This is a genomic window from Ochrobactrum quorumnocens (assembly GCF_002278035.1).
In the GTDB taxonomy this organism is placed as follows: domain Bacteria; phylum Pseudomonadota; class Alphaproteobacteria; order Rhizobiales; family Rhizobiaceae; genus Brucella; species Brucella quorumnocens.
The window spans coordinates 1609512-1633311 of the sequence record NZ_CP022603.1 but is presented as its reverse complement, the minus strand read 5'-3'; the positions used below and the strand labels follow the sequence as shown (position 1 = coordinate 1633311).

The window sequence follows — 23800 nt, the reverse complement described above, 5'->3', positions numbered from 1 at the left end:
TGTTCGCGTGTTATCGCGGACAGACGTCCCAGAAACCCGTCTTTTTGGTGCTGTCGGTATAATACCAACACATGCCAGACTGAGGCGGTGTCCCAGCAACCGATGCCGCCGCCGCGCCTGCTATGAAGCCGATGGCAGCTCCCGCCGCAATCGCACCACCCGCAGGCCAATAACGGCGAGGGTTGACGATGACGACGCCGCTCATGACGGGCGGGCGACGGACTACGGCAGCGCCGCGACTGCCAACGGCCGCACATCCTCTGGCTCCGCAGCCAGCCACCCCACGACGGGTTTCGGCCTGGGCCGGAGCGAGCATTGGTGCGGCCACCATCGTCAGTAGGACCGTGGCCGTCGCGAGTTTCTGAAAATGCTGAATGAGCTTGTAGAGGTTCATGAGTTCCGTCCCTGGCTGAGGGCGTGGTGAAACTGCTCCTCGCGGATTTCTGACAAGGCGCACTTTACCTCGACCAACGCCATTTCCTCCGTATGTTACTGTAGGTTACGGCATAGCGGCATCGACGTGTCGATGGCTTCCCACGATCAGTCGAACGTGGAGATGAGAATGGTCGCCATCAGTCGAGCCATGTAATTTCTTTCTAGAGGCCGCCGCAGTGCCGCGATGATGCGGAGATCGCGCGTTCATCTCGCGGGAGGGAATGGCACGACCCTGGCGAGGTCAAGCATGATGTGGATCTCCTTGCCGAGGCCATCCATGAGTTCGAGCGCCTCGGCATGGCGTTCGTCTCGCTCCGGAGCCGTCGACGACTCCCATTCCCGTACGAGCTGGTCGGCGATGGAAAAGTCGTTGCACAGTTCTCGGAAGCTTTCATTTCTCGAGGCAAGCGCTTCGATTTCAAGGGCCTGCTCGGGAAACTTGCGCTTGGCGAACTCCGTGTAGTTTTCCATTCCATCGGCTCCCGGCCCGGCGACGTGAGGGCTCTCGCACATCCGCGTAGTCATCATGAAGATGACACAAAATCCGGCCGACACCATGTAGGATACAGTAACATACGACGGGTTTCTTGCGGTCGGCAGCGTACGTGTGATCCATTCGGCTATCGGTCCTTTGGCGGGCCAGCCATGCGAGGACGTAGCTATGAAATCCATACTGATCTCTATCACCGCGCTTTTGATGTCGACCGGACTTGCGAGCGCAGCCGAGCCGATTGTCGGAAACTGGAAGACGACGCTTGGTGACACCGCCGCGATCCAGCCGTGCGGCAGCGGATTTTGTATAACGCTCAAGAGCGGCAAGCATGCGGGCGAGAAGATCGGCGCGTTCGAAGGAGGCGGTGGCAGCTATTCCGGCAAGATTACTGATCCCCATGCGAAGAAGACCTACAACGGAACCATCAGTGTCTCCGGCGACACGGTCACCCTCAAGGGCTGCGTGATGAAGGTGGTCTGCGAGTCGCAGAAGTGGTCGCGCCAATAGTCCGAGGGGACCGATGATACGGTAACATACGGAAGTTTTCGGTTTTATCGGATAGGGTGATGGCGGGAATAACTCTGGCAATTGTCGGAGCCTGTGAGACGGGGAGACGGCTCGGATGATTGAAATGAAAATTGCCTATTGCGGGCTGGCATTGGCTCTCGCTGTGGCACGTGCGGGCGCAGCCGACGTTTCGGAGCCGGTATCGGCTGTCGTCAATACCGGCTGGAAATACCAGATCACGCTCGACGGCTGGCTGGCGGGGTTGAATGGCAACATCGGTTTGCGTGACCTTCCCGCCGCAGCTGTCGACGTCTCGCCTCTGGACGTGTTTGAGGACCTCGACGGCGTGTTCGCCGGATCGTTTCAAGCGGTCGGTGACAGCTGGCTTCTCTACACGGATGCCATGTGGGCCAAGATTTCAACCGAAGCCGATGTCGGTCCATTGGGTGGAACCGCTCACTTCGAGCAGAAACAGATCGTCGCGACGGCCCTTGTTGGTTACGAGCTGCCTCTTACCGTCGAGAATATGCAGCTCTACGCGACCGGCGGCCTTCGGTACCAGCACAATGAGGTGAAACTCAGCATCGATCCCGCGTTCTTCCCGGCGGTCGACCGCAGTGGTTCGCAAAGCTGGGTCGATCCGATTGTCGGTTTTACTATGCACTATGACATCAACAACAAATGGTTCATGGACGTCATGGCAGATGTCGGCGGCTTCGGCGTCTCCTCGGATATCACGCTTCAGGGTACCACGACGGTCGGCTACAACTGGACGGACACGATCGCTTCGTCTTTCGGCTACAAGGCGCTCTACACCGACTACACGGACGGCGGCTTCCGCTATGAAGCCACCCAACACGGCACCTTCACGCGACTGGCGGTGAAGTTCTAGCCGAAACTCGGCAGCGCTGCTTTAACGCCGCATCCTACAGCTCGTGCAACTGTAACATACTTCTCTTCGCGCACCGGAAGCGCCACGAATATTCACAACGTACGTTACCGCCCTCGCAAAATCGGACCTTAGTGAAGGAACCACATGATGATTTTATCTACGAAAACCCTGCTTGGAGTGGCCCCGGCGTTAGCGCTTCTTGCCGGAGCCGCGTACGGGCAAACTGCACCCAGGACGAAGATGACGACGCCTATACCAGCGTCGATCGTCACACCGGAGCGTGTAGACACCAGGATTGGCAAACTAAACTTCTTCGACGGCTTCCCGGACGACGCCACCTCGGAGAAGATTTACGACAATCTCGATTTCATGCGCGGCGTCGATGTCTTTCTTAATGCCATGCCCGGCGCTTCCGTCGAAGCCATGCGGGTGGGATTGGCAAGCCAGGGAGCCGACAACAATCAGACCATCCTGATCTTTGAAAGCCTCATGGACTCACATTCGCTGTTCCTTACCGGAAACACCGAGAGCATCTACAATCTGATGTGGCTGGACACGAAGGCTGGTCCGCTGGTCATCGAGACGCCGCCCAACATCCTGGGCATGATCGACAACCACTGGTTCGAATACGTCGGCGATGTCGGCAATGCCGGTCCGGACAAGGGCAAGGGTGGAAAGTACCTGCTTTTGCCACCAGGCTATGAAGGCGAGATTCCCGAAGGCTATTTTGTGTTGCGGACGTCGACCTACGGAAATCTCTTCTTCTGGCGCGGCTTCCTCGACAATGGCAGCACCGCGACCGCGGTCGGAAACACCAGGAAGTTCGCCAAGGTCTATCCCCTGTCGGAGGCCAGCAATCCGCCGCCGATGAAAATCGTCAATGTCTCGGGCAAGGAGTTCAACACCATCCATGCCAATGATTTTCACTTCTATGAGGAAGTGAACAACATCGTCCAATACGAGCCAAACGGGGCCTACCACCCGGAAGTGCTGGGGCAGCTCGCCGCCATCGGCATTGCAAAAGGCAAACCTTTCGCACCGGACGAACGGATGAAGAATATCCTGACTGAAGCCGTGGCAGTCGGCAATGCTACGGCGCGCACAATCACCTTCAAGTCCCGCATGAAGGACGCCTATTATTATCCCGACAGTGCCTGGTTCACCGGCTTTGTCGGCGGCAACTACGAGTTTCTTCTCCAGCCCGGCGTCCGTTATCTGGATGCCCGCGTCCTGTTCCACTACTACGCGACGGGTGTCACACCCGCGATGGCGATAAAGCGCGTCGGTATCGGTTCGCAATACGCCGGCGCCACGACTGACAAGCACGGCAAGCCGTTCGATGGCGGCAAGACCTACAAGATACACCTGCCGCCGAACATTCCGGCAAAGGAATTCTGGTCGTTCGTTGTGTACGACAACCAGACACGGTCGATGCTGCAGACGGACCAACAATTTCCGAGCATCGGCAGCGACAAGAAAGACATTGTCATCAACGCCGACTCTTCAGTCGATGTCTGGTTCGGACCGACAGCACCAAAAGATCATGAGGCCAACTGGGTTCAGACAGTTCCAGGCAAGGGCTGGAACGTCCTTCTTCGCCTCTACGGCCCGCTGGAGCCATGGTTCGACAAGACCTGGAAGCCGGGGGAGTTTGAACCCGTCGAGTGACTAGCGAAAATGGGATGAACCAATCACGACACAGCGTTCGCCGCAGCCTCTTTTTCAACTGCAGGCTGATCCGACAAACGGGACTTCCCCTTCAAAGGTGGGGCTTCTGTTAGATAAAACTGACAGGAGACTTAGAGTTGAAGCAGCGAGAATTTACAGAAGATTTCAAAAGGGAAGCTGTTCGTATTTTAACAACGAGTGGTCGAAGCATTTCATCGGTTGCGGAAGACCTTGGTATTGGCAAATCAACGCTTGACCGTTGGCGGCGTAATTTTGCTGAGAAATATCTGCTTTCTGGTCCGCATGAGGACATGAGCCAGGAGCTTGCCCGTCTTCGTAAAGAAAACGAACTTTTGCGTCAGGAACGTGATCTACTAAAAAACGATCACGGGCCTTGGTTCGCCTGTGCGCGGTAGAAACAGACTGTGCTATTTTGATATCCGGAGGGGAGATGCCGATAGCTTATCCGCAACGACTATTGCAGTCGCAGACTGACAATTTTCAAAGGTAAAGATTTGCAACGATAACAATCGTTGCGAATAATCCAGCATAGGCTACCCAGAACCCGTCTCCTTCGACAAAACGATGGAGCGCCGACTTCTGACTATCTTTGTTATACATGACCTTACTCGCCGTCCGGGATTTTCCCCGCCGCAACTTCTATTTAACATGATAATTTTAGTCAAGTTAAATTATCATGTTAAATATTCTTCGCTATTTGAGATAGCAAAGCATTGAAATATTCGGCCTCAACGGGCCACAAATAATAGCCTACTTTGTCAAAATTCATTGCGGCCCACACCCCACTTATGAAATGAGTGAGAAGCGCATCCCGAAAAGGGTGAACCAGGCTTCGGACAAGAGGTGTGTTAAAAAAGACGTGGGAATTGATGCTTTGCAGCATCCTCTCACAAGGATATCCTGCCGCATGTCGCGACTGTTAAGGGCCAGTGAATGAACGAGAATTTCGTGTCTGTCGATGAAGAACAGGAACGCGCACGCGTGGCCTGGCTTTATTTCATCGGTGGACAGACTCAGCAGGAAATCGCACAGCGCCTCAACATTACCCGGCTCAAGGTCAATAAGATTATCGGACAGGTACGCGAATCTGGTCAGATCCAGATCAGCGTCAGCCTGCCGCTGTCGGATTGTGTCGAGCTGGCAGAAAAAGTTGCGACACGCTATGGCCTTGCAGATGCAGTGGTCGTTCCTGATCTTGACGATTTTCTGGAGCAGAAACGCGTTATCGGTGAAGCTGCCGGAACCATGGCTGGCGAACTGATTGACGGGCGCGACATGGGTGTGGGCATAGCATCAGGGCGAACGCTGAGTTTTGCGGTGCGCAGTTTGCGCGCGAAGCCAAAGCCCGAAAGCTGGGTGGTCGGACTGACTGGCGGTGTCACCAGCGGTTCATCGACCAATACATTTGAAGTCGCGACGGATTTTGCACGAGCACTAGGTGTCGAGTGTCACTATCTAACCGCACCGATTTATTGCGCCAATCGCGAAAGCCGCAATGCGATCCTGTTGAGCGATGAGCTGACAGACGTACTGGCAAGAACAGAAATCGCCGATATCGGCCTCGTATCCTGCGGGCCGCTGACGTCAGAAACCTCGCTCACGCATATTCGCGTCGTCAAAGACAATCTCGACGCGGTGCTGAAACTTGGGGCTGTTGGAGAGTTTCTGGGATATTTTCTCGATGCTCAGGGACGTCCGATTGATCATTTTCTCAATGATTCAATCATTGCTCTGCCACCGGACAAGCTGAAGCTCAAACCAGCATCGGTTCTGGTTTCAGGTGGGTTGAACAAAATCCCGATTATCCGGGCCATTCTGCGCGGTGGCTATGTCAATCGCCTTGTCACCAATGAAGGTGTGGCGCGCGCATTGCTACAGGGGCCGCGTTAGACACGGCCCCTGCGATTAGATTATTTCTGTGCTTGAAGGGCTTCTGCCATGGCGCGCAGCGTCAAGAATGTCGAGGCCGCACCTGGATCGATATGGCCGATGGAGCGCTCACCAAGCTTCGCTGAACGTCCGCGACGAGATTCCATTGCGGCTGTCGCCTTCATGCCAGCTTCTGCACCATCACGCGCTGCAATCAGCACTTCCAGTGTCGACTTGCCGTTTTCGGCAGCTGCAGTTGCAGCTTCAACCGCAGGCACCCATGCGTCGATCATGGTCTTGTCACCCGGATCCGCTCGGCCACGATCGCGAATCCCCTGCGAAGCAGCCGCCAGCCAATCGGCCATGCCAGTGCTGTCGAGATTAAGGCGATTGCCGACTGCAGTTCCTGCACGCAAGAAGGCTGTCGCATAAAGCGGACCAGAAGACGCACCAACTGCATCGAGAAACGCCTTGGCCATACGCTTGCAGATGGCCTCGATTGTCTCGTCGCCCTGTTCATCTTCAAGTGCATGCTGAACGGCTTTCCAGCCGATTTCCATGGTCACGCCATGGTCGCCGTCCCCAATCACGCCATCAAGTTCAGACAGCCAGTCTTTTTCGGCGATAATCTGATTGCCGACATTCATCATCATTGCCTTGAAAAGTGCAGGCGTGACATCCCCATCGGTGATGAGCTTGCGCGGCGCTTCCTGCGCGGCTTCCCTGTGCTCTGTTGCCTTGACTGCTTTGCGCTGCGTCGCTGGCTCCCTGTCGCCAGCCTTTACTGCGCCAACTGTCAGCGCCGGTGTGCGGCAAGGATGGTCGAGCAAGGTCTGCAACGTATCATCAAGCTTCATAAGCGTGATGGAAGCGCCGGCCATTTCGAGCGAGGTGGCATATTCGCCAACCCATGAAGCGTGAATGAGAACGCCCTTCGCATCCAGCAATTGCTTCGCACGGCGGAACACCAGATAAAGCTCAATCTGCGAGGTCGCGCCAAGCCCGTTGACGAGAACTGCTACGCGATCTCCGGCCTTGAGCGACAATTCGCCAATAAGCGCGTCCATCAGCTCATCGGTAACTTCGTCGGCGGGCGCAAGCTTCTGGCGACGGATGCCCGGCTCGCCATGCAGACCCATGCCGATTTCCATTTCATCGTCACCGATAGTGAAATTCGGCTTGCCGGTCTGTGGCAGCGAGCATGGGCTCAATGCCACGCCCATCGAACGGGTCGCTTCATTGGCCGCCTGTGCCAGCGCTTCAACGCGCGCAAGGGACTCGCCCAGATCAGCCGCCGCGCCCGCTACCTTGAAAACGAAGAAGTCACCTGCAATACCGCGACGTTCCGACTTGCGATCAAGCGGAGCAGAGGCCACATCGTCGGCTACGGCGACATGACGCACATCCATGCCGTCCTGGGCGAGTTCTTCTGCAGCCATGGTGAAGTTGAGGACGTCGCCAGTATAATTGCCATAAAGCATCAGCACGCCAGCGCCACCGTCCGCAGCCCGTGCTGCTTCCGCAATATGCGCCGGTGATGGCGAGGCGAACACATTGCCCACAGCTGCAGCATCCGCAAGACCGCGTCCAACATAGCCTGCAAAAGCAGGTTCGTGACCTGAACCACCGCCCACCACGATACCGACCTTACCCTCACGTGGACCATCAACTGCCACAACTGCACGACCAGTTTCGCCTTCAACGCGCAGCATATCGGGATGCGCGCCGACCATGCCCTCAATCATTTCTGCGATGATGTTTTCAGGCGAATTAATCAGCTTCTTGGTTTTGACTTGTTCATTCATATTTCTGGCTTTCCAAAATGTGTCAGGTCGTCAGATCAGTGGGCATCCCGGCGCAGATAACGACGCGATATGGCATCGAACGAGATAGCCAGCACGACGATTGCACCTGAAACAATGCCCTGCCAATAGGGGGAGACACCAAACAGAACGATAATGTTTTCAATAATAGCGATGATACCTGCACCGAGGATCGCACCAATCGGGCTACCGATACCGCCTGTTGTGGCAACGCCGCCGATGACGGAAGCAGCAATCGGAGCCAGCACCCAGCTGTCGCCAATGGAAGGCTGTGCCGTTCCAAGACGGGCAACCATCAGCACACCTGCAAGACCTGCAATTGCACCGGCTACACCGAACACCATAAGACGCACACGATCAACGCGAATGCCCAGCATACGTGCGCCATCACGATTGTTGCCGATGGCATACATGTAACGGCCGAACGGTGTTTTCAGCATCACGAAAGTGGCAACCAGCAGTGCAACAAACATGATGATGAAAGGCACCGGCACACCGAAGAGATCGCCGCGACCAAGATACTGCACATCACGTGGAATACCGGTGATCGCAACACCTCGCGTGAGTACGAGATTGGCACCGCCGAAGATCCCCGCCGTACCGATGGTCAGCACCAGCGAATGCAGGCGCAGGAAAGTAACAAGGAAACCATTGAAAAGACCGAGGCAAAGCCCCAGCAGAATGGCAAGCAACATCGCAGAATAAGGCTCGAAACCCATCCGCACCATCAGAATGCCGGAAACGACACCGCTGAGACCGCCAATCACACCAAGCGACAGATCAAGCTCGCCCAGTACCATCAGCATGGACTGTGCAATTGTGATGAGGCCAACAAAGGCCAGACCGCGCGCAACAACCGACAGGTTGTACGGCGTGAGAAAATAGGGCGACAGGATCGCTGAAAGGGAAAATATCACCAGCAGCGCTACGAAAACGCCTGCTAGCGGTGTGCGAATGAGATTGGAAAGGGGGTTAGTTTGCATCGGCTTTTACCTCTGTTCCAAAGATCGCGCCCACGAGTGTTTCATTGTTGGTATCGGTGGTGGAGAACTCACCGGTGATATGGCCATTGTGCATGGTGATGATCCGGCTCGCGCATTTCTGCAATTCGTTGAGTTCTGAAGAGACGAGGATGACGCCCACGCCTTCTTCAGCGAGATTTTTCATGATGCGATAGATCTCGGATTTGGTTCGGATATCGATGCCCTTGGTCGGCTCATCAAAAATGAGCACCCGCGGGCGGGTAGCCATGGCACGCCCTATAATCGCCTTCTGCTGATTGCCACCCGAGAGCTGCGAGATTCGCTTGCCCATGCCGGATGTGCGAATGCCGTAATCGTCGATGATCTTCTGAACGATACTGCGCTCACGATTATCGCTGATACCGAGCTTGCCGCTGGTCAAAGACAAGACGGAAATGCCGATATTTTCGCGCAAAGACAGAAGCGGGAAAATTCCGTGATGCTTTCTTTCTTCCGAAAGATAAAGCATACCGCCCGCAACTGAGCGCGACGTATCGTTGAGTGTCCAGCTTTCGCCTTCAACCTTCACTTCGCCCGCTTTGGCTTTAAGAAAACCGAAGATCGTCTGCATAACCTCAGAGCGCCCTGCCCCAACCAGACCGGCAAAGCCAAGAATCTCACCCTTGCGCAGATCGAAACTGATATCTTCAAAGCGAGAGCCGGAAAGCCCGCGCACTTCCATGATGGTTTCAGTTGTTGGTGCGGCTGGACGGAAATGCTCATCAAAAGAAAGATCGCGGCCAGACATGGCACGGATGAGATCGGCTTCCGTCACGTCCTTGATGTGACCGCTTTCGATCTTGGTCCCATTACGAAGAACGGTATAATCATCACCAATCTGGAAGACTTCTTCCATCTTGTGGCTGATGAAAACAATGGCATGATCGCGATCAAGCAGACCACGGATAACCTTGAAGACACGCTCCACCTCCACACGCGTCAAGGATGAAGTCGGCTCATCAAGAATAAGCACCTTCATCTGCTCATTGGTACAGGCGCGCGCGATCTGCAAAAGCTGCTGATCGGACACAGAAATATTGGCGACCAGATCATCTGCCCGCGCTTCTATGCCAAAGCGGGTCAGATAGGATTTAGCCTCTTCCATCAACGCCTTGCGGTTGACGAGAAAGCCGCCATGGCCGGTTCGGCTGAAAGGCATGAACAGGTTTTCAGCCACACTCATCTGCGGGAAAAGAGTCAGCTCCTGCGGAACATAGGCAACGTTTTTATAAAGAGCAGGATCGGTCGTCGGGTCGTGACCATCGATCAACACCTGACCGCGCGAAGCGCTATCGGTTCCGGTCAGAATTTTAACGAGTGTCGATTTACCGGCACCGTTTTCGCCAGCAAGAATATGCGTGCGACCCAACTCAATTTTCAGGTCAACGCCGTCCAGCGCGGTTACGCCCGGAAAGTCCCGGCCTAATCCGCTTGTTTCAAGATAAGCCATGATGGACACCTTGTGCAGCCGTCGAAGCAGTTCCGGTTAAAGCGATACCCGAACGCGTTTCGACAGAACAAGAAAGAATGGAGCACGGGAAAACCCGTGCTCCTGCAACATAATCGGAACGGATCAGTTGCCTACGTTTTCTTTGGTGAGGAATGCATTGCCGGTATCGATATAGCCTGGAACCGGTGCGCCGGTTGCCTGTGCCCATAGTGTCATCACCGACCAGTAGCCCTGAAGTTCGGGCTGCGAGGCAGACGAGCTGTCAGCCACGCCATTGCGGATCATGTCGAGCATTTCCGGCAGGTTATCGAGACCGACCAGAGTGACCTTGCCCTGCTTGCCAGCTTCTACGATTGCCTGACCGATGCCGATTGGGCCAGCCGCATCTGATGCAACCCAGCCCTTGAGGTTTGGATTGGCCTGCATGATTGCTGCAGCCTGCTGCTGAGCAATTTCGATGCTGTCATTGTCGATGCCTTCTGCAACGACCTTGATGCCCGGATGTTCTTTGAACACTTCACGATGACAATCAGCACGGATCGAATGGTTTGGTGCGGTTGGCACACCCATCATGATTGCGACTTCGCCTTCACCGCCCAAAACTTCCACCAGACGACGAGCTGCAATCTTCGCCTGCTCGCAGAAATCGGAACCGATATGGGTGATGGTCATGCCTTCAGGCGGCACGGAATCGAACAGAACCAGCGGAATTTTCTGTCCCTGCGCTTCTTCAAGCGATGCGCGGTTGCCCGACGGGTCGAGCAAATCGAGCGCAAGACCATCCGGGCGCGTAGAAAGTGCGCTGTCGATGATCTGGTTTTGCTGAACAACGTCTGCGCTCTGTGGTGCGGAGTAGACGATTTCAACGTTCGCGCCGGTCTGAGCCTTCAGTGCGGCAGCTGCCTGCTGGGCACCGTCATTCACCTTGTCAAACCAGGGATGGACGACCTTTGGAACGATCACGAAGCGATAGCTGTCCTTCTTCACCGTACCTGGCGCATCCTGCGCCATAGCGGAAATAGGCAGCGAAAAGGCAGCAAGAGCCGCCAGCGTAGCAAGCTTTTTCATAAATTCCTCCCTTGGAAATCAGACGAAACATCCTCCCGCCTGACTGCTTGAAAGATCACCCGGGAAGGCTCCTCTGCCTCCAGCCCATAGCGAACTCGACTCTTAAATACATATGTATAATTAAAATTACAAGAGTAATTATCCACGTAATAGGGAGGTGTGGACAGCGGACTGCGCAGCACTTTGGACAAAGCACCGGAGTATCCGTTCACTCACGAAAGGAGGCATAAAGCACAAGGACGTGCAAAATCAGCGGCTGGCTTGCGCCTGCCGCCGATTGAACTTTATCGATTTCTTATGGGATTAGCTTGTAAAAGCGCCGGTCTTTGGGGCCACAATCTTTGCAGCAACACCGGAATCGCTTGATCTAATGACAAGGTTCGCACCGACCAGGATTTTGACTGGCGGTTGCGCTTCAGCCGTGTTGATCAGATCATCCAGAACGGTCACCGCAAGATTGCCGATCTTGCGTTTAGAGACTTCAACCGTTGTAAGCCCCGGCTCCATAGTCGCACTTTGCGGCAAATTATCGAAGCCAATGACAGAAACGTCGTCTGGAATGCGAATGCCCTTACCCTTCAGCGCCCGGATGAGGCCATAGGCTATGATATCGTTGGTGCAGAAATAGCATTCAGCCAGATCTAGCCCCGAATGCAACATCGCACAAGTATCGCGATGCGCACCCTCATAAGTTGATTCAACCGAGAGAATGTCACGCTCCTGAACGTTTAGGTCCAGTCGCTGCATATTCTTGAAAAACGCATCGCGGCGAAGACGGAAATTCGTGGTTTCGGTATGACTGGCGACGAATCCAATGCGCGAAAAACCGAGCTGTTTAAAGCGCGACAGAACTTTGAACACCGCATCTTCATTGTTCATGTCGACAAAGTTGGCTTCAATGACCTCATAAAATGTATCAATGAAAACAGTGGGCAGGCCGAGCCCCTGAATCATGTGGATATCTGCCGCTGACAACTCGGTTCCAAGCGCAATCACGCCCCGGATCGGCGCACCGGCCAGCGATTCAGCAACCGCACTGATCGGCTGCCCTTCAAAGCTCACCACTTCAAGCGTGTAATTGCGGCGCGTCGCTTCCGACGACATGCCATCGATATAATCGGAAACGAAAACACTGTGATCGCGGTTGACCGTTTCGCCATGCTTGGCAATTTTAAGAAAACGGATCGTCTCCCCGCCGCCCGACCCGGTTTTGGCTGCGCGCGGCACGTAATTGAGACGGGACACCGACTCAAGAACCCGCGCACGCGTCTCCCCTGAAATCTCGCCTTTGCCATTCAGAACAAGCGACACGGTCGCGGGTGAAACACCCGCGTTCTCGGCAATATCTCTGATCGTAAAGGACTTTTTCTTTTTCATATTTTCCGAGCGGCACTTCGATATTAAGGGCGAATTGAACAGTCGTTTAGTAAACAGAAACGCTGTGATTTAAAACGATTAGGGTAATTCCCTGTGTTAGGCAACCATAATTCCCCGATAATACGCTTGACAACCCCCAAGCTTGTGTTCATTTATTTAGTGAATAACAGTTTTGTTTACTAAACATGGTAGGAGGAGACCATGCAGAAGACAAGCAATCAGCTTGCTATGCTTGTTGTCATCAATCTGGGATTGCTCGCGCTTGGCGCGTATATTTCGGGGGGATCTTTCCTTTCGCTGTTCAACCTGCAATCGATGGCGGGTCAGGTGCCTGAAATTGGGCTTCTGGCAATCGGCGTCATGCTTGCTATGTGCGCTGGCAATGGCGGGATTGATCTTTCAGGCATTGCACTGGCCAACCTTTCCGGCGTGCTTTCCGCAGTCATTGTTTCGATGTTCATCTCAAGTGCCGAGAACCAGCTTGGCTTCAGCCTCGCCTTCATGGGGCTGGCGTTGGCGATCGGCCTTGCTGGCGGGATTATCAATGGCATCCTGATTGCCCGCTTCAACATCACCCCAATCCTCTGCACACTTGGCACGCAGATGGCTTTCACGGGCCTGGCTGTTGTCGTTTCAAGCGGTCGCGCTGTCATGGTTGGCAGCCCCGATCTGTTGTCGCGTATCGGCAATGACATGTTCCTCGCCGTGCCGATCAGCTTCCTGATCTTCATAGCGGTTGCTTTACTGATCGCAGCGGTGGTGCGCTTGACCCCTTATGGCTACTGGCTGATGCTGATGGGCACCAATCCAAAAGCCGCGATTTTTGCGGGCTTTCCCCGCAATGGCGTGTTGATTGCGACCTATGCGACCAGTGGGCTACTGGCAGGCATTGCAGGCATCATCATTGCTGCGCGCAACGTTAACGTGAAGTTCGACTATGGCAGCTCATATCTGCTGGTCGCCATTCTCATTGCGGTGATGGCCGGCGTTAAGCCTGAAGGTGGCTATGGCCGTGTGATCTGCGTGGTGCTGAGCGCCATTGCGTTGCAGCTCATGTCGAGCCTGCTCAACTTCGGTGGCCTTTCCAATTTCGTCCGCGACTTTGCATGGGGCTTGCTGCTGCTCGCTTTCCTCGCAGTCGGCAAGTACGACATCGCGGGCTTCTTTACCCTCGGCAATCGCCAAAAGGGAAATATCGGTGCTCAACCCTCAGGCACCCGAACATAGACATTGGGGGAAAGTTAGCGTGGAGGAAATCATGAAATCAGTAACGAAAAAACTGCTCGCTGGAACTGTCATTGGCGCAGCGATTGTAGCAGGCAGTGCAAGTGCGCTCGTCGCGCAGGAAAAGCCGGTCATCGCAACGGTCGTCAAGATCAGCGGTATTCCTTGGTTCGACCGCATGAACACCGGCGTTGAAGCCTATCAGAAGGCCAATCCTGATGTGGTCGCGACACAGAGCGGACCGGCAACCGCAGACGCAGCGCAGCAGCTTCAGATCGTACAGGATCTCGTTGCCAAGGGCGTTAATGCACTTGCAGTCGTCCCAATGGACCCTGCTGTTCTCGAAGGCACTTTTAAGCGCGCCATCGAACGCGGCATCGTTGTTGTGACCCATGAGGCCGACAACCAGGTCAACACCATGGCCGACGTTGAAGCCTTCGACAATGCGGATTACGGCACAGCACTCAATGAGCGCCTCGCAGAATGCATGGGCAAGAGCGGCAAGTGGACGACTTTCGTCGGCTCGCTCGGCAGCCGCACCCACATGCAGTGGGTTGGTTCGGCTGAAGAAAATGCGAAGAAATACGCTGACATGCAGCTCGTTGATCCAAACAATGAATCCTTCGACGACGCCAATGGCACGTATGAAAAGGCCAAGGAAATCCTGCGCAAGCATCCTGATCTGAAGGGCTTTCAGACTTCCGCTGGCAACGACGTTCTCGGTGTTGGCCGTGCGATCGATGAAGCTGGTCTGAGCGGCAAGGTTTGCCTCGTCGGCACAGGTCTGCCGAACCCGTCTGCTGATCTTCTTGAATCAGGCGCTATCACCGCAATCGGCTTCTGGGACCCACAGAAGGCCGGCATGGCGATGAATGCGGTTGCCAAGCTTCTGCTCGAAAAGAAGGAAGTCAAGGAAGGCACCGATCTCGGCGTTGAGGGCTATAACAAGGTCAGCGTTAAAAAGGGTGCCGGTGAAGGCCTTCTCGTCATCGGTAACGGCATGGTTATCGCTGACAAGAGCACTTACAAGGAACACCTGTTCTAGGCGTTTCTGCACAGGCTGACTGACTATCGTGCGGGGAATTCGTTCAGCCTCGCACAATAGTGTCAAAAGCCCGGATGCGCTCTGACTGGAGCCGCATCCGGGTGGCTGAACCCGGCTGATTGTCGATTAATTTATCACGGCACATCATTTGCTTAGAGCGCACCTCAAAGAGTTAGCGCTGCAAGCCAAAGCCGACCGATCCTACAGCTGTAGCGCCAATCGTAACCTCGCGCGACGGTGCAGCGATAAAGGAATTTAACGTGTCAACTACGATGAACAATGCGATGGGCCCTACAACGGGCAATGACCGGTCTCAGGATCGGTTTCTCGAATTGCGCAACATCCATAAGCGGTTTGGGGGTGTCCACGCGCTGCGCGGTATTGACCTGACCATTGATCTTGGCCAAGCCTATCACCTTCTGGGCGAGAATGGCTGTGGTAAGAGCACGGTCATCAAGATCATGTCTGGCGCCCACGCACCCAGCGAGGGCGAGATCATTCTTGATGGAAAAACCTATGCGTCGCTGAACCCTATCCAGTCGCTCGCTGCTGGTATTGAGACTGTCTATCAGGATCTGTCGCTCATCCCCAATCTGACCGTCGCCGAAAACGTAGCGCTAAATGAGCAGCTTGTTGAAGGCAATGGCCGGCTGTTTCGTAGCGTCAAGCTTTCGCAGCTTCGTGAGACCGCAGAACGTGCACTGAGTACCGTTGGCCTCCCGACAAACAAGGCTTTTCTCAACACAATTGTATCCGAGTTGCCGCTTGCAATGCGCCAACTGGTTGCCATCTCGCGCGCCATCGCAACCCGCGCCAAGCTCGTCATCATGGACGAGCCAACCACATCGCTGACCCGTCGTGAAGTGGACAACCTGATTGAAGTGGTTGAGCGTCTGCGTGGTGAGCGCGTTGCCGTGCTTTTCGTCACACATAAGCTTGATGAATGCTATCGCATCGGCGGCAACGCTGTCGTCTTCCGCGATGGACAGTGTGTGGCGCAGGGACCAATCGAAAACTACACCAAAAAGCAGCTTTCTGAACTAATGATCGGCAGAGAAATCGATGCCGAACGCTACCGCACTGGCCAACCGGGTGAAGCAGAACTGCTGAAGCTCGATAAGCTGACGGCCTCTGGCTTCAAGGATATCGGGCTTAGCCTTCGCAATGGCGAAATCCTCGGCATCACCGGCCTTGCCGATTCAGGGCGCAATGAGCTTGCAATGGCAATCACCGGTGTCGCACCGGCAAACTCCGGCACGATCCGCCTCGAAGGCCAGGCGGCTCAGGTTAAAAGCCCGGCAGAAGCGATTGAGCGTGGCATTGGCTACGTGCCGGAGGACCGGCTTGCGGAAGGCTTGTTCCTCGACAAATCGATCTTTGAAAATGAGATCGCGCTGATCTTTAGAAAGCTCTGCAACACTCTCGGCATTGTTGATCAGAAAAAGGGCCGGAATATCGCCGCTTCGCTCATGCAGGAAATGCGGCTCAACACCACCAATCTTGACCTGCCGGTTGGCGCACTTTCAGGCGGTAATCAGCAGCGTGTGTTGATCGGTCGCTGGCTCAGCATCGGGCCCAAGCTTCTGGTCCTTCATGGCCCGACTGTTGGCGTCGATGTGGGGTCGAAAGATACAATTTACCGCGCAATTCAGGCACTGGCCGAAGCTGGCATGGGTCTCATCATCGTCAGCGATGATCTGCCGGAGCTGCTGCAAAATGCTGACCGTATTCTCGTCATGAATGCCGGAAGTCTCGTTGCGGAGTTCGATGCAGCACAGGCAACCGAAGATCAGCTCTATCAAGCCATGATGTCGTCGCAGAAGGAATATGCCCAATGAGCGCGTCGCAATATGATCCAGATTTGGGCCGTGCCCAATCCTTCAAGCTGGGTGAATTCATTCGCAGACGCCCGGAATCGATTACCTTCTTTCTTCTGGTCGCGATCTGCACAATCGTATCCATCGTCAACCCAGCCTTTCTGCAGCCATCGACGCTGATCGATATTGGCCGTGCCAGTGTCGTGATGGGACTGTTTGCGCTTGGTGTTTTCATCATCCTTGCGGCAGGTGGCATCGACGTTTCCTTCACCGCGATTGCTGCCTGCACAGTCTATTCTCTGACGCTATTGGTGCAGGCCTACATGCCGGAAATGCCGATCATCTTCATCATTCTGATGGCGATTGCTGGCGGTATTTTTCTGGGCATTCTCAACGGTCTTCTGGTGCATTACCTCAATGTGCCGTCACTTATTGTCACTATCGGCACGCAATATCTGTTCCGTGGCTTCCTGCTGGCTTTCGTCGGCACGGTCTGGATCATGTCACTGCCTCCGACAATGGGCGCTTTTGGTCGCCTGCCGTTGTTCCAGCTTGAATCGGCAACGGGTGCAACCATCACCATGCCATTCTATTTTCTGGTGCTGCCTGCGGCTGCAATCCTGACGTGGTGGATATTGAACCGCACATTGATGGGGCGCGCGATTTTCGCCATGGGAGGCAACAGCCAGATCGCCAGTCGTCTCGGCTATAATCTGCGCACCATTCATATCTTCCTGTTTGGTTACGCAGGTGGTCTGGCGGGACTTGCAGGCATCATCCATGTTTGCGCCAATCGTCAGTCCAGCCCCTTCGATTTTGTCGGAACTGAAATCAGTGTCATCGCAGCTGTGGTTCTCGGTGGTGCACGCATCACAGGTGGCACCGGCACAGTATTTGGCACCATTCTCGGCGTGCTTCTCATCGTCGTCATCAACAGTGTTCTGGTGCTCGTAGGCATCCCCAGCACTTGGCAGCGTCTGGTCGTCGGCTGCTTCATTCTGCTGGCTGCTGCCTTCTTCGTCACCCGCCAACGCAAGAAATAACCCGATACTCTCAAGAGGAAATCATGAAGAAATTCCTGAACGATCCCGTCAATTTCGTGGATGAGATGCTCGAAGGCATCTATCGGGCGCATCCCGAGCTTGCTTATGTCGATAACGACAAGCGCTGCATGGTCACAGCCAACATCAAGTCCGGCAAGGTAGGCATCGCAACGGGTGGCGGCTCCGGCCATCTGCCATTGTTCCTGGGCTATATCGGCGAAGGCATGATCGATGGCGCAGCCGTCGGCGGTGTCTTCCAGTCGCCTAGCTCCGAGCAGATGTATCAGGTGACGAAGGCTATCGATCAAGGCGCTGGCGTTCTTTACATCTACGGCAATTACAGCGGCGACATCATCAACTTCGATATGGCTGCAGAGCTTGCCGATCTCGATGGCATCGCCGTCAAGCAGGTTGTCGGCAATGATGACGTGGCTTCCTCAGTCGTCGGCGAAGAACATAAGCGTCGCGGCGTTGCAGGCATCTTCTTTGTTTACAAGGCAGCCGGTGCAGCCGCCGCCAATGGCCTATCGCTTGATGAAGTGACGCGACTCGCTGACAAAGCACGCCTGCGCACCCGCACCATGGGTGTTGCGCTTTCGAGCTGCGTTGTGCCTGAAATTGGTCATGCCACCTTCTCCATTGGCGAAGACGAAATGGAAATCGGCATGGGCATCCATGGCGAACCAGGCATCAGCCGCAAGAAGCTTGCAAGTGCTGATGCCGTTATCGACGAGCTGATGGAGCGTATTTTCGCTGAGCAGACCTATGCAAAGGGCGATGAAGTTGCCGTTCTGGTCAATGGTCTTGGCGGCACGCCGCTAGAAGAACTTTACATCATGTTCCGTCGCGTTTCGCAGCTCTTTGACGAGCGTGGCGTCAAGGTCAAGCATGTCTGGATCGGGGAATTCGCCACTTCGATGGAAATGGCTGGCGCTTCGGTTTCCGTTCTGCATCTCGATGAAGAACTTGAGCCTCTCGTGGCAGCCTCCGCAAATACGCCATTCTTCAAGCACTTTGCCGGTTGAGGTCAGACTATGAACGTCATTACAGCATCTGATCTGATCGATCTTTTCGACAGCTGGAAGCAGCTTTTTGCGGAACAGCGCGAATTCCTCATCGCGCTTGACGGCAAGGTTGGCGACAGCGATCTCGGCATCACCATGAGCAAGGCATTTGCGAGCGCCTCAGAAGCGGCACATGCTGAGGGCGAAGCTGCTGGCATCGCCAAGCTCCTGCGTGTCGCTGGCACCACCATGGCGCGCGTTGCGCCATCGACCATGGGGACGCTCACCGCAACCGGCTTTTTGCGGGCAAGCAAGGCCTGCGACGGCATCGATGCGCTGGGAACCGCAGAAATCGCCGCTTTCTGGCGCGCTTATCGCGATGGAATTGCCGAACGCGGCAAAGCCAAGGTTGGCGACAAGACGCTTCTCGATGTGCTTGATCCGATTGCTCTGACGCTGGAAGCACAGCCCGCAGTGGGTACGTCCCTTGCAGAAGCGCTTGCCGCAGCAGCAAAGGCCGCCGAAGATGCGCTTGAAGCGACAAAGACCATGGTCGCCCAGCACGGCAAGGCAGCCGCTTTCCAGGAAAAAACCATCGGTCTTCAGGACGCAGGTGCAACCGTTGGAATGTTGCTGATTACCAGCATGTCGGCTTTCGTTTCGGCGCACTAAAAGCCGAGAGTATTTGAAACAGAATATGGCCCCGAGCTTACGAGATCGGGGCTTCTTTCATTGCGTTACGGATACGCTTGACGACGGTGAGGATCAGAAGCGCACAAAGCACCGGCTGCACCCAGAACATCCATTGAGGCAGTATACCGTCAATGGCGATCCAAGCACCAAGCACACCGAAGACCACAGCGCGGTCGCTCTTGCCCATGGGGCCATCATAGCGACGGCTTGATCCGAGCGAAGCCGCAGTCACACCGACGAATTCGGTCAAAGTGGCGATAAAGATAATCGCGAAAATCCAAGCCGCAGAAAACGGCGCGATGATAGCAAAAGGCGCATAAAGCGCTGCATCTGAAATCACGTCACCGATCTCATTGAGGTAAGCGCCCAGCACCGACTTTTGACCATGCTCGCGCGCCAGCATTCCATCAACCGCATTCAGTGCCATGCGCAGGAAAAGCCAGATCGGCACCAGCACAAACCAGATCGCATTTCCGCTCCAGCCAAGAAAAGCACCCAGAACGATGGAAACCAGTGCAGCTGCAATCGTGACCTGATTGGCCGTCACACCTTTTGCTGCAAGCTGCACGACAAGAGGTCTCAGCAAGTTCTGGAAGTGGGACTTAAGTTGATAAACTGACATAAGAAACTTTCGCGAAACTCTTGGAAATGACGATTATGTAGAAATCAGCTATTTGCGACCGGCCTTAGCTCGTTTATTCAAACATTCTATTCTACTCAATAGTAATTGGGTCGAATAACTTGGAGTGCATCCCGAAAAGCGGGAGAAGGCCTTTTGAGAGGAGAACTGATGAACCAGCGTGCAGAAATGCCGGGGCATGAAACGGCTTCACATCGTGAGCCGGTAGAATCCCAATTCATCACCCATGACGGTACATCGCTGTTCTATCGCTTCTGGCCTGCTCGGTCGCAAACGCCAAAAGGCGTGATTGTTCTCCTGCATCGAGGACATGAACATAGCGGTCGCGTGGCTCATCTCGTCGATGAACTCGACCTTGACGATTATGCTTTCTATGCCTGGGACGCACGTGGCCATGGTCGATCGCCCGGCGAGCGTGGCTTTTCGCCAAGTTTTGGCGCATCAATCCGTGATCTCGATAGTTTCGTCGCGCATATCCGTGCTGAAACAGGTGTCCGTATTGAAGACATCGCCGTGATTGCACAAAGCGTTGGCGCGGTTCTCGCGAGCGCTTGGGTCCATGATTATGCGCCCAATATCCGCGCACTGGTGATGGCGTCACCTGCTTTCGACATCAAGCTCTATGTTCCCTTTGCCAAGGAGGGTATTGCGCTGTGGCAAAAGCTAAAGGGCACGTTCTACGTCAATTCCTATGTCAAACCGCAGTTTCTGACCCACGATCCAGAGCGCATTGAATCTTATCGCACCGATCCGCTGATCACACGGCCCATCGCCTCGCATATTTTGCTGCAGCTTTACGAGGCTGCAAAACGCGTGGTGGACGATGCAAGGGCTATTACCGTTCCGACACAGCTACTCATTTCCGGTAGCGATTTTGTCGTGCGGCCAACGCCACAGCATCGCTTCTTTGAAAATCTTGGCAGCCATATCAAAGAACGCCACGTCCTCAAGGGATTTTATCACGATACGCTCGGCGAGCGAGATCGCAAACCGGCTATCGCGTTGATTCATGATTTCATCGAAGCTCGTTTTGCTGAAGAGCCCCAGCGCGCCGATCTGACGGATGCGCATATTGCGGGATACACGCGTGACGAGGCTGACAAATTGTCGAGCCCCCTGCCGTTTCTCACAGCACGCGGTCTCTATTGGGCTTCAACGCGCGCATCAATCGGCTTTGGGTCACTTTTGTCCGAAGGCTTGAAGGTCGGTCGTCGCACCGGTTTCGATTCTGGTTCCACACTTGATTATGTCTACGAGAACGAAGCGCGTGGTTTAGGCCCCGGCGGCAAGCTCATCGACAAGCAGTTTCTTGAGGCTATTGGCTGGCGCGGTATTCGCCAGCGTAAGGTGCATCTGGAAGAACTGATCGGGCAGGTCATCAGACGGCTTAAGAGTGAAGGGCGTTCGACCAATATCCTCGATATTGCCTGCGGTCATGGTCGCTATGTGATTGATGCCGTGGCCCGCGCTGGCGATATGCCGGACAGCATTCATTTGCGTGATTATTCGCCGATCAATGTGTTGGCCGGACGCAAACTGATCAAGGATCGCGGTCTTGAGGTAATCGCCCATATGGAAGAGGGTGATGCGTTTGACGAGGAAAATCTCGCGGCAGTCACACCGCAACCCGATCTCGCAATCGTCTCCGGACTTTACGAACTGTTTCCTGACAACGCGCTGATCGCTCGTTCCTTGTCCGGTCTTGCCCGCGTTCAAAAGCCGGGATCGCTGCTGATCTATACCAACCAGCCGTGGCATCCTCAGCTTGAAATGATTGCGCGTGCGCTGACGTCACATCGCGGCGGACAGGCGTGGGTGATGCGTCGCCGTACGCAAGGCGAAATGGATCAGCTTGTTCAAAAGGCAGGTTATCGCAAGATCGAGCAGCGCATCGATCAATGGGGCATCTTCACTGTCTCCATCGCCGAACGGGTCGGAGACGATCAAGCGTGACAGCGACCGTTGACAGGATCGATGGAGCATCGCGGCGGCTAGTAGTCCGCCGCGCGTTCTTGTGGTTGCTGTTTCTCGGCCCATTTTTCTATCTCACATATGGTACAGCAAACTGGTTGGCCTCGCTGCGCGATGATGTTCCCAATCTTGTCTTTGACTGGGAAAATCACGTTCCCTTTATCGCGTGGAGCATCGTACCTTATTGGTCTGTCAATCTGTTTTATGCGATTGCGCTTTTCATAAATGACAGTCCTGAGCAGGTCGACCGTCTGGCAAAGCGCTATCTCACGGCGCAGATTATCGCTGTTCTTTGCTTTGTCGCTTTTCCTCTGACTGCAACATTTTTGAAGCCGGAAACCTCAGGTCTGCCGGGCTTCATGTTTGAAGTGCTGGGGGGCTTCGATAAGCCGTTCAATCAAGCACCGTCACTGCATATCGCGCTGCTCATTATCATCTGGGATCAGATGCGTCGTATGATGGGCGATGGATTGCGAATTGTCTGGCATATCTGGTGCCTGTTGATCGGATTGTCGGTGCTGACCACCTACCAGCATCACGCAGTCGATATTCCTGCAGGCGCTTTGCTCGGTTTGTTTGCCTTGTGGCTTTTCCCACGTAACGGATCGTCACCATTTGCCGGTTTTCAATTGACGTCAAACCCAAAGGCGCGCCGACTGGGTCTATATTATCTGGCAGGCGCTGTGCTTTTTCTCGCACTCGGCATCCATGGTCTTGGCATGACTGGCTATGCGATTTTTTGGTTCTGGCCTGCAACCGCATTGACGATTGTTGCGCTCGGTTATCTTGGTGCCGGCGTTGCGATATTCCAGAAATACACAGATGGAACCGTCAGCCTCGCAAGTCGCTGGCTTCTGGCTCCCTATCGCCTCTTTGCGCGATTGAACATCAGATTCTGGACGCGAAAACTGTCGCCACATGTCGAGCTGGCCGACGGTGTGTTTCTCGGGCGTTTGCCGAAAGCTTCAGAGCTTAATCATTTTACGACTATCATCGACCTCGCGGCTGAAATGGTGGCAGCGCACAATGCTGTCGAATGGAAAAGCTTCAGCACAATGGATCTTATTGCCCCTGGACGTGAAACCGTGCATCTGGCGTCCAATGCAGTTGAAGCTGCACGACATCACGGTCCGGTTCTTATTTGCTGTGCGCTCGGTTTTCAGCGCAGCGCAACGGTTGCCGTGGACTGGTTAATCGAGACCGGACGCGTTGCAAACACGCGGGAAGCCGAAGCGCTTATTCGCTCGAAAGGCTGGCCGGTACATCTACACCACATCGAGGTGCTGGCATGAATTCACAAGCACTCGATCAGGCACTCGATCAGGCGTTCGATCTTGCAAGCCGTTTGCGGCGCAATGCGGTTTTCGGCATTGGCGTTGCTGTTGTGATACTCAGTTCCGCACCATTCTTACGCTCGATCCACGATCTCGCATTCTGGCTCATCTGGCCGCTGTTGTTGGTAAGCGTTCTGATTGTTCTGGGCATTGCTGCGCATCTGCTTTTTGATGCCGCACTTTTCCGACTGCTCGCGACCAGTAAGGATGAAAAACAGGGGCTCACCGAACTAGACACCATTCTTGAGCGAATGGGTCTGCGCGCTAAGACTGAGACCTTGCGCCCACTCAACGACCGCATCGCAGGGTCGAAGCGCATTCTTGGTCGTCTGCGCGTCTTTCTGGCAGCCGCAATCGTCTTAACAATCCTGCTGGCAGCACTGCCGCAGGGAGCGGAGCTTTAG

Annotated in this window: 21 protein-coding genes and 1 pseudogene; 14 read left to right on the top strand and 8 right to left on the bottom strand. The window is 54.7% G+C overall.

All coding sequences use genetic code 11. The features are described 5' to 3' along the window. Nucleotides 1-10: 10 nt before the first annotated feature. Both CES85_RS07650 and CES85_RS07645 read right to left on the bottom strand, forming a co-directional pair. On the bottom strand, nucleotides 11-394 hold the full coding sequence (locus tag CES85_RS07650; protein ID WP_095445326.1) for a hypothetical protein: 384 nt from the start codon (nucleotides 392-394) through the stop codon (nucleotides 11-13). A gap of 245 nt (nucleotides 395-639) precedes the next feature. After that, nucleotides 640-906, bottom strand: a complete 267-nt coding sequence (locus CES85_RS07645; RefSeq protein WP_095445754.1) for a hypothetical protein — start codon at nucleotides 904-906, stop codon at nucleotides 640-642. A 190-nt stretch (nucleotides 907-1096) separates the two neighbouring features. On the opposite strand from CES85_RS07645, the gene CES85_RS07640 reads away from it, so the two are divergent. The 5 genes and pseudogenes from CES85_RS07640 (at nucleotide 1097) to CES85_RS07615 (ending at nucleotide 5906) form a co-directional block, all read left to right on the top strand. Next, entirely contained in the window at nucleotides 1097-1435 is a 339-nt protein-coding gene (locus tag CES85_RS07640; protein WP_095445325.1) for a DUF2147 domain-containing protein, read from the top strand. Nucleotides 1436-1550: 115 nt separating this feature from the next. Then, the gene (locus CES85_RS07635; protein ID WP_095445324.1) at nucleotides 1551-2327 is read left to right on the top strand and encodes a hypothetical protein; all 777 of its coding nucleotides are present in this window, start codon (nucleotides 1551-1553) and stop codon (nucleotides 2325-2327) included. A 147-nt stretch (nucleotides 2328-2474) separates the two neighbouring features. Further along, entirely contained in the window at nucleotides 2475-3995 is a 1521-nt protein-coding gene (locus CES85_RS07630; protein WP_095445753.1) for a DUF1254 domain-containing protein, read from the top strand. 119 nt (nucleotides 3996-4114) lie between these two features. Continuing rightward, nucleotides 4115-4375 (top strand): annotated as a pseudogene (locus CES85_RS07625) (transposase); the annotation flags it as partial. A 574-nt stretch (nucleotides 4376-4949) separates the two neighbouring features. After that, entirely contained in the window at nucleotides 4950-5906 is a 957-nt protein-coding gene (locus CES85_RS07615) for a sugar-binding transcriptional regulator (protein WP_094541102.1), read from the top strand. 20 nt (nucleotides 5907-5926) lie between these two features. Here CES85_RS07615 and dhaL read toward each other — a convergent pair whose 3' ends face one another. The 5 genes from dhaL to CES85_RS07590 all read right to left on the bottom strand — a co-directional run bounded on the left by dhaL (nucleotide 5927) and on the right by CES85_RS07590 (nucleotide 12625). Next, nucleotides 5927-7690, bottom strand: a complete 1764-nt coding sequence (gene dhaL, locus CES85_RS07610) for a dihydroxyacetone kinase subunit DhaL (RefSeq protein ID WP_095445322.1) — start codon at nucleotides 7688-7690, stop codon at nucleotides 5927-5929. Nucleotides 7691-7725: 35 nt separating this feature from the next. Continuing rightward, a complete protein-coding gene (locus CES85_RS07605; RefSeq protein ID WP_095445321.1) occupies nucleotides 7726-8691 on the bottom strand; it encodes an ABC transporter permease in 966 nt (321 codons plus the stop codon). Then, complete coding sequence (locus CES85_RS07600) at nucleotides 8681-10180, bottom strand: sugar ABC transporter ATP-binding protein (RefSeq protein ID WP_095445320.1); 1500 nt, start codon at nucleotides 10178-10180, stop codon at nucleotides 8681-8683. The genes CES85_RS07605 and CES85_RS07600 overlap by 11 nt, the downstream gene beginning before the upstream one ends. Before the next feature lie 123 nt (nucleotides 10181-10303). Continuing rightward, on the bottom strand, nucleotides 10304-11248 hold the full coding sequence (locus tag CES85_RS07595) for a substrate-binding domain-containing protein (RefSeq protein ID WP_095445319.1): 945 nt from the start codon (nucleotides 11246-11248) through the stop codon (nucleotides 10304-10306). Nucleotides 11249-11551: 303 nt separating this feature from the next. Beyond that, nucleotides 11552-12625, bottom strand: a complete 1074-nt coding sequence (locus tag CES85_RS07590; RefSeq protein WP_095445318.1) for a LacI family DNA-binding transcriptional regulator — start codon at nucleotides 12623-12625, stop codon at nucleotides 11552-11554. Between the two features lie 201 nt (nucleotides 12626-12826). Between CES85_RS07590 and CES85_RS07585 the strand changes: the two genes are divergently transcribed. The 6 genes from CES85_RS07585 to CES85_RS07560 all read left to right on the top strand — a co-directional run bounded on the left by CES85_RS07585 (nucleotide 12827) and on the right by CES85_RS07560 (nucleotide 19430). Beyond that, on the top strand, nucleotides 12827-13852 hold the full coding sequence (locus tag CES85_RS07585) for an ABC transporter permease (RefSeq protein WP_095445317.1): 1026 nt from the start codon (nucleotides 12827-12829) through the stop codon (nucleotides 13850-13852). A gap of 31 nt (nucleotides 13853-13883) precedes the next feature. Continuing rightward, nucleotides 13884-14894: a substrate-binding domain-containing protein gene (locus CES85_RS07580; protein WP_095445316.1), complete on the top strand. Its 1011-nt coding sequence runs from the start codon at nucleotides 13884-13886 to the stop codon at nucleotides 14892-14894. A gap of 284 nt (nucleotides 14895-15178) precedes the next feature. Beyond that, nucleotides 15179-16732 (top strand): sugar ABC transporter ATP-binding protein, encoded by a 1554-nt coding sequence (locus tag CES85_RS07575; protein WP_167388279.1) that lies wholly within the window; start codon nucleotides 15179-15181, stop codon nucleotides 16730-16732. Beyond that, the gene (locus CES85_RS07570; protein ID WP_095445314.1) at nucleotides 16729-17754 is read left to right on the top strand and encodes an ABC transporter permease; all 1026 of its coding nucleotides are present in this window, start codon (nucleotides 16729-16731) and stop codon (nucleotides 17752-17754) included. Before CES85_RS07575 ends, CES85_RS07570 begins: the two co-directional genes overlap by 4 nt. A 23-nt stretch (nucleotides 17755-17777) precedes the next feature. Then, nucleotides 17778-18779: a dihydroxyacetone kinase subunit DhaK gene (locus CES85_RS07565; protein WP_095445313.1), complete on the top strand. Its 1002-nt coding sequence runs from the start codon at nucleotides 17778-17780 to the stop codon at nucleotides 18777-18779. A gap of 9 nt (nucleotides 18780-18788) precedes the next feature. Next, complete coding sequence (locus CES85_RS07560; protein WP_095445312.1) at nucleotides 18789-19430, top strand: dihydroxyacetone kinase family protein; 642 nt, start codon at nucleotides 18789-18791, stop codon at nucleotides 19428-19430. A 37-nt stretch (nucleotides 19431-19467) separates the two neighbouring features. Here CES85_RS07560 and CES85_RS07555 read toward each other — a convergent pair whose 3' ends face one another. Continuing rightward, complete coding sequence (locus CES85_RS07555; RefSeq protein WP_095445311.1) at nucleotides 19468-20073, bottom strand: CDP-alcohol phosphatidyltransferase family protein; 606 nt, start codon at nucleotides 20071-20073, stop codon at nucleotides 19468-19470. 168 nt (nucleotides 20074-20241) lie between these two features. On the opposite strand from CES85_RS07555, the gene CES85_RS07550 reads away from it, so the two are divergent. Genes CES85_RS07550 through CES85_RS07540 form a run of 3 tightly spaced genes read left to right on the top strand, consistent with a single transcriptional unit; the run spans nucleotide 20242 to nucleotide 23800 of the window. Then, on the top strand, nucleotides 20242-22044 hold the full coding sequence (locus CES85_RS07550) for a bifunctional alpha/beta hydrolase/class I SAM-dependent methyltransferase (protein WP_095445310.1): 1803 nt from the start codon (nucleotides 20242-20244) through the stop codon (nucleotides 22042-22044). Then, entirely contained in the window at nucleotides 22041-23354 is a 1314-nt protein-coding gene (locus CES85_RS07545; protein ID WP_244923178.1) for a phosphatase PAP2/dual specificity phosphatase family protein, read from the top strand. Before CES85_RS07550 ends, CES85_RS07545 begins: the two co-directional genes overlap by 4 nt. Continuing rightward, nucleotides 23351-23800 (top strand): hypothetical protein, encoded by a 450-nt coding sequence (locus CES85_RS07540; protein ID WP_095445308.1) that lies wholly within the window; start codon nucleotides 23351-23353, stop codon nucleotides 23798-23800. The genes CES85_RS07545 and CES85_RS07540 overlap by 4 nt, the downstream gene beginning before the upstream one ends.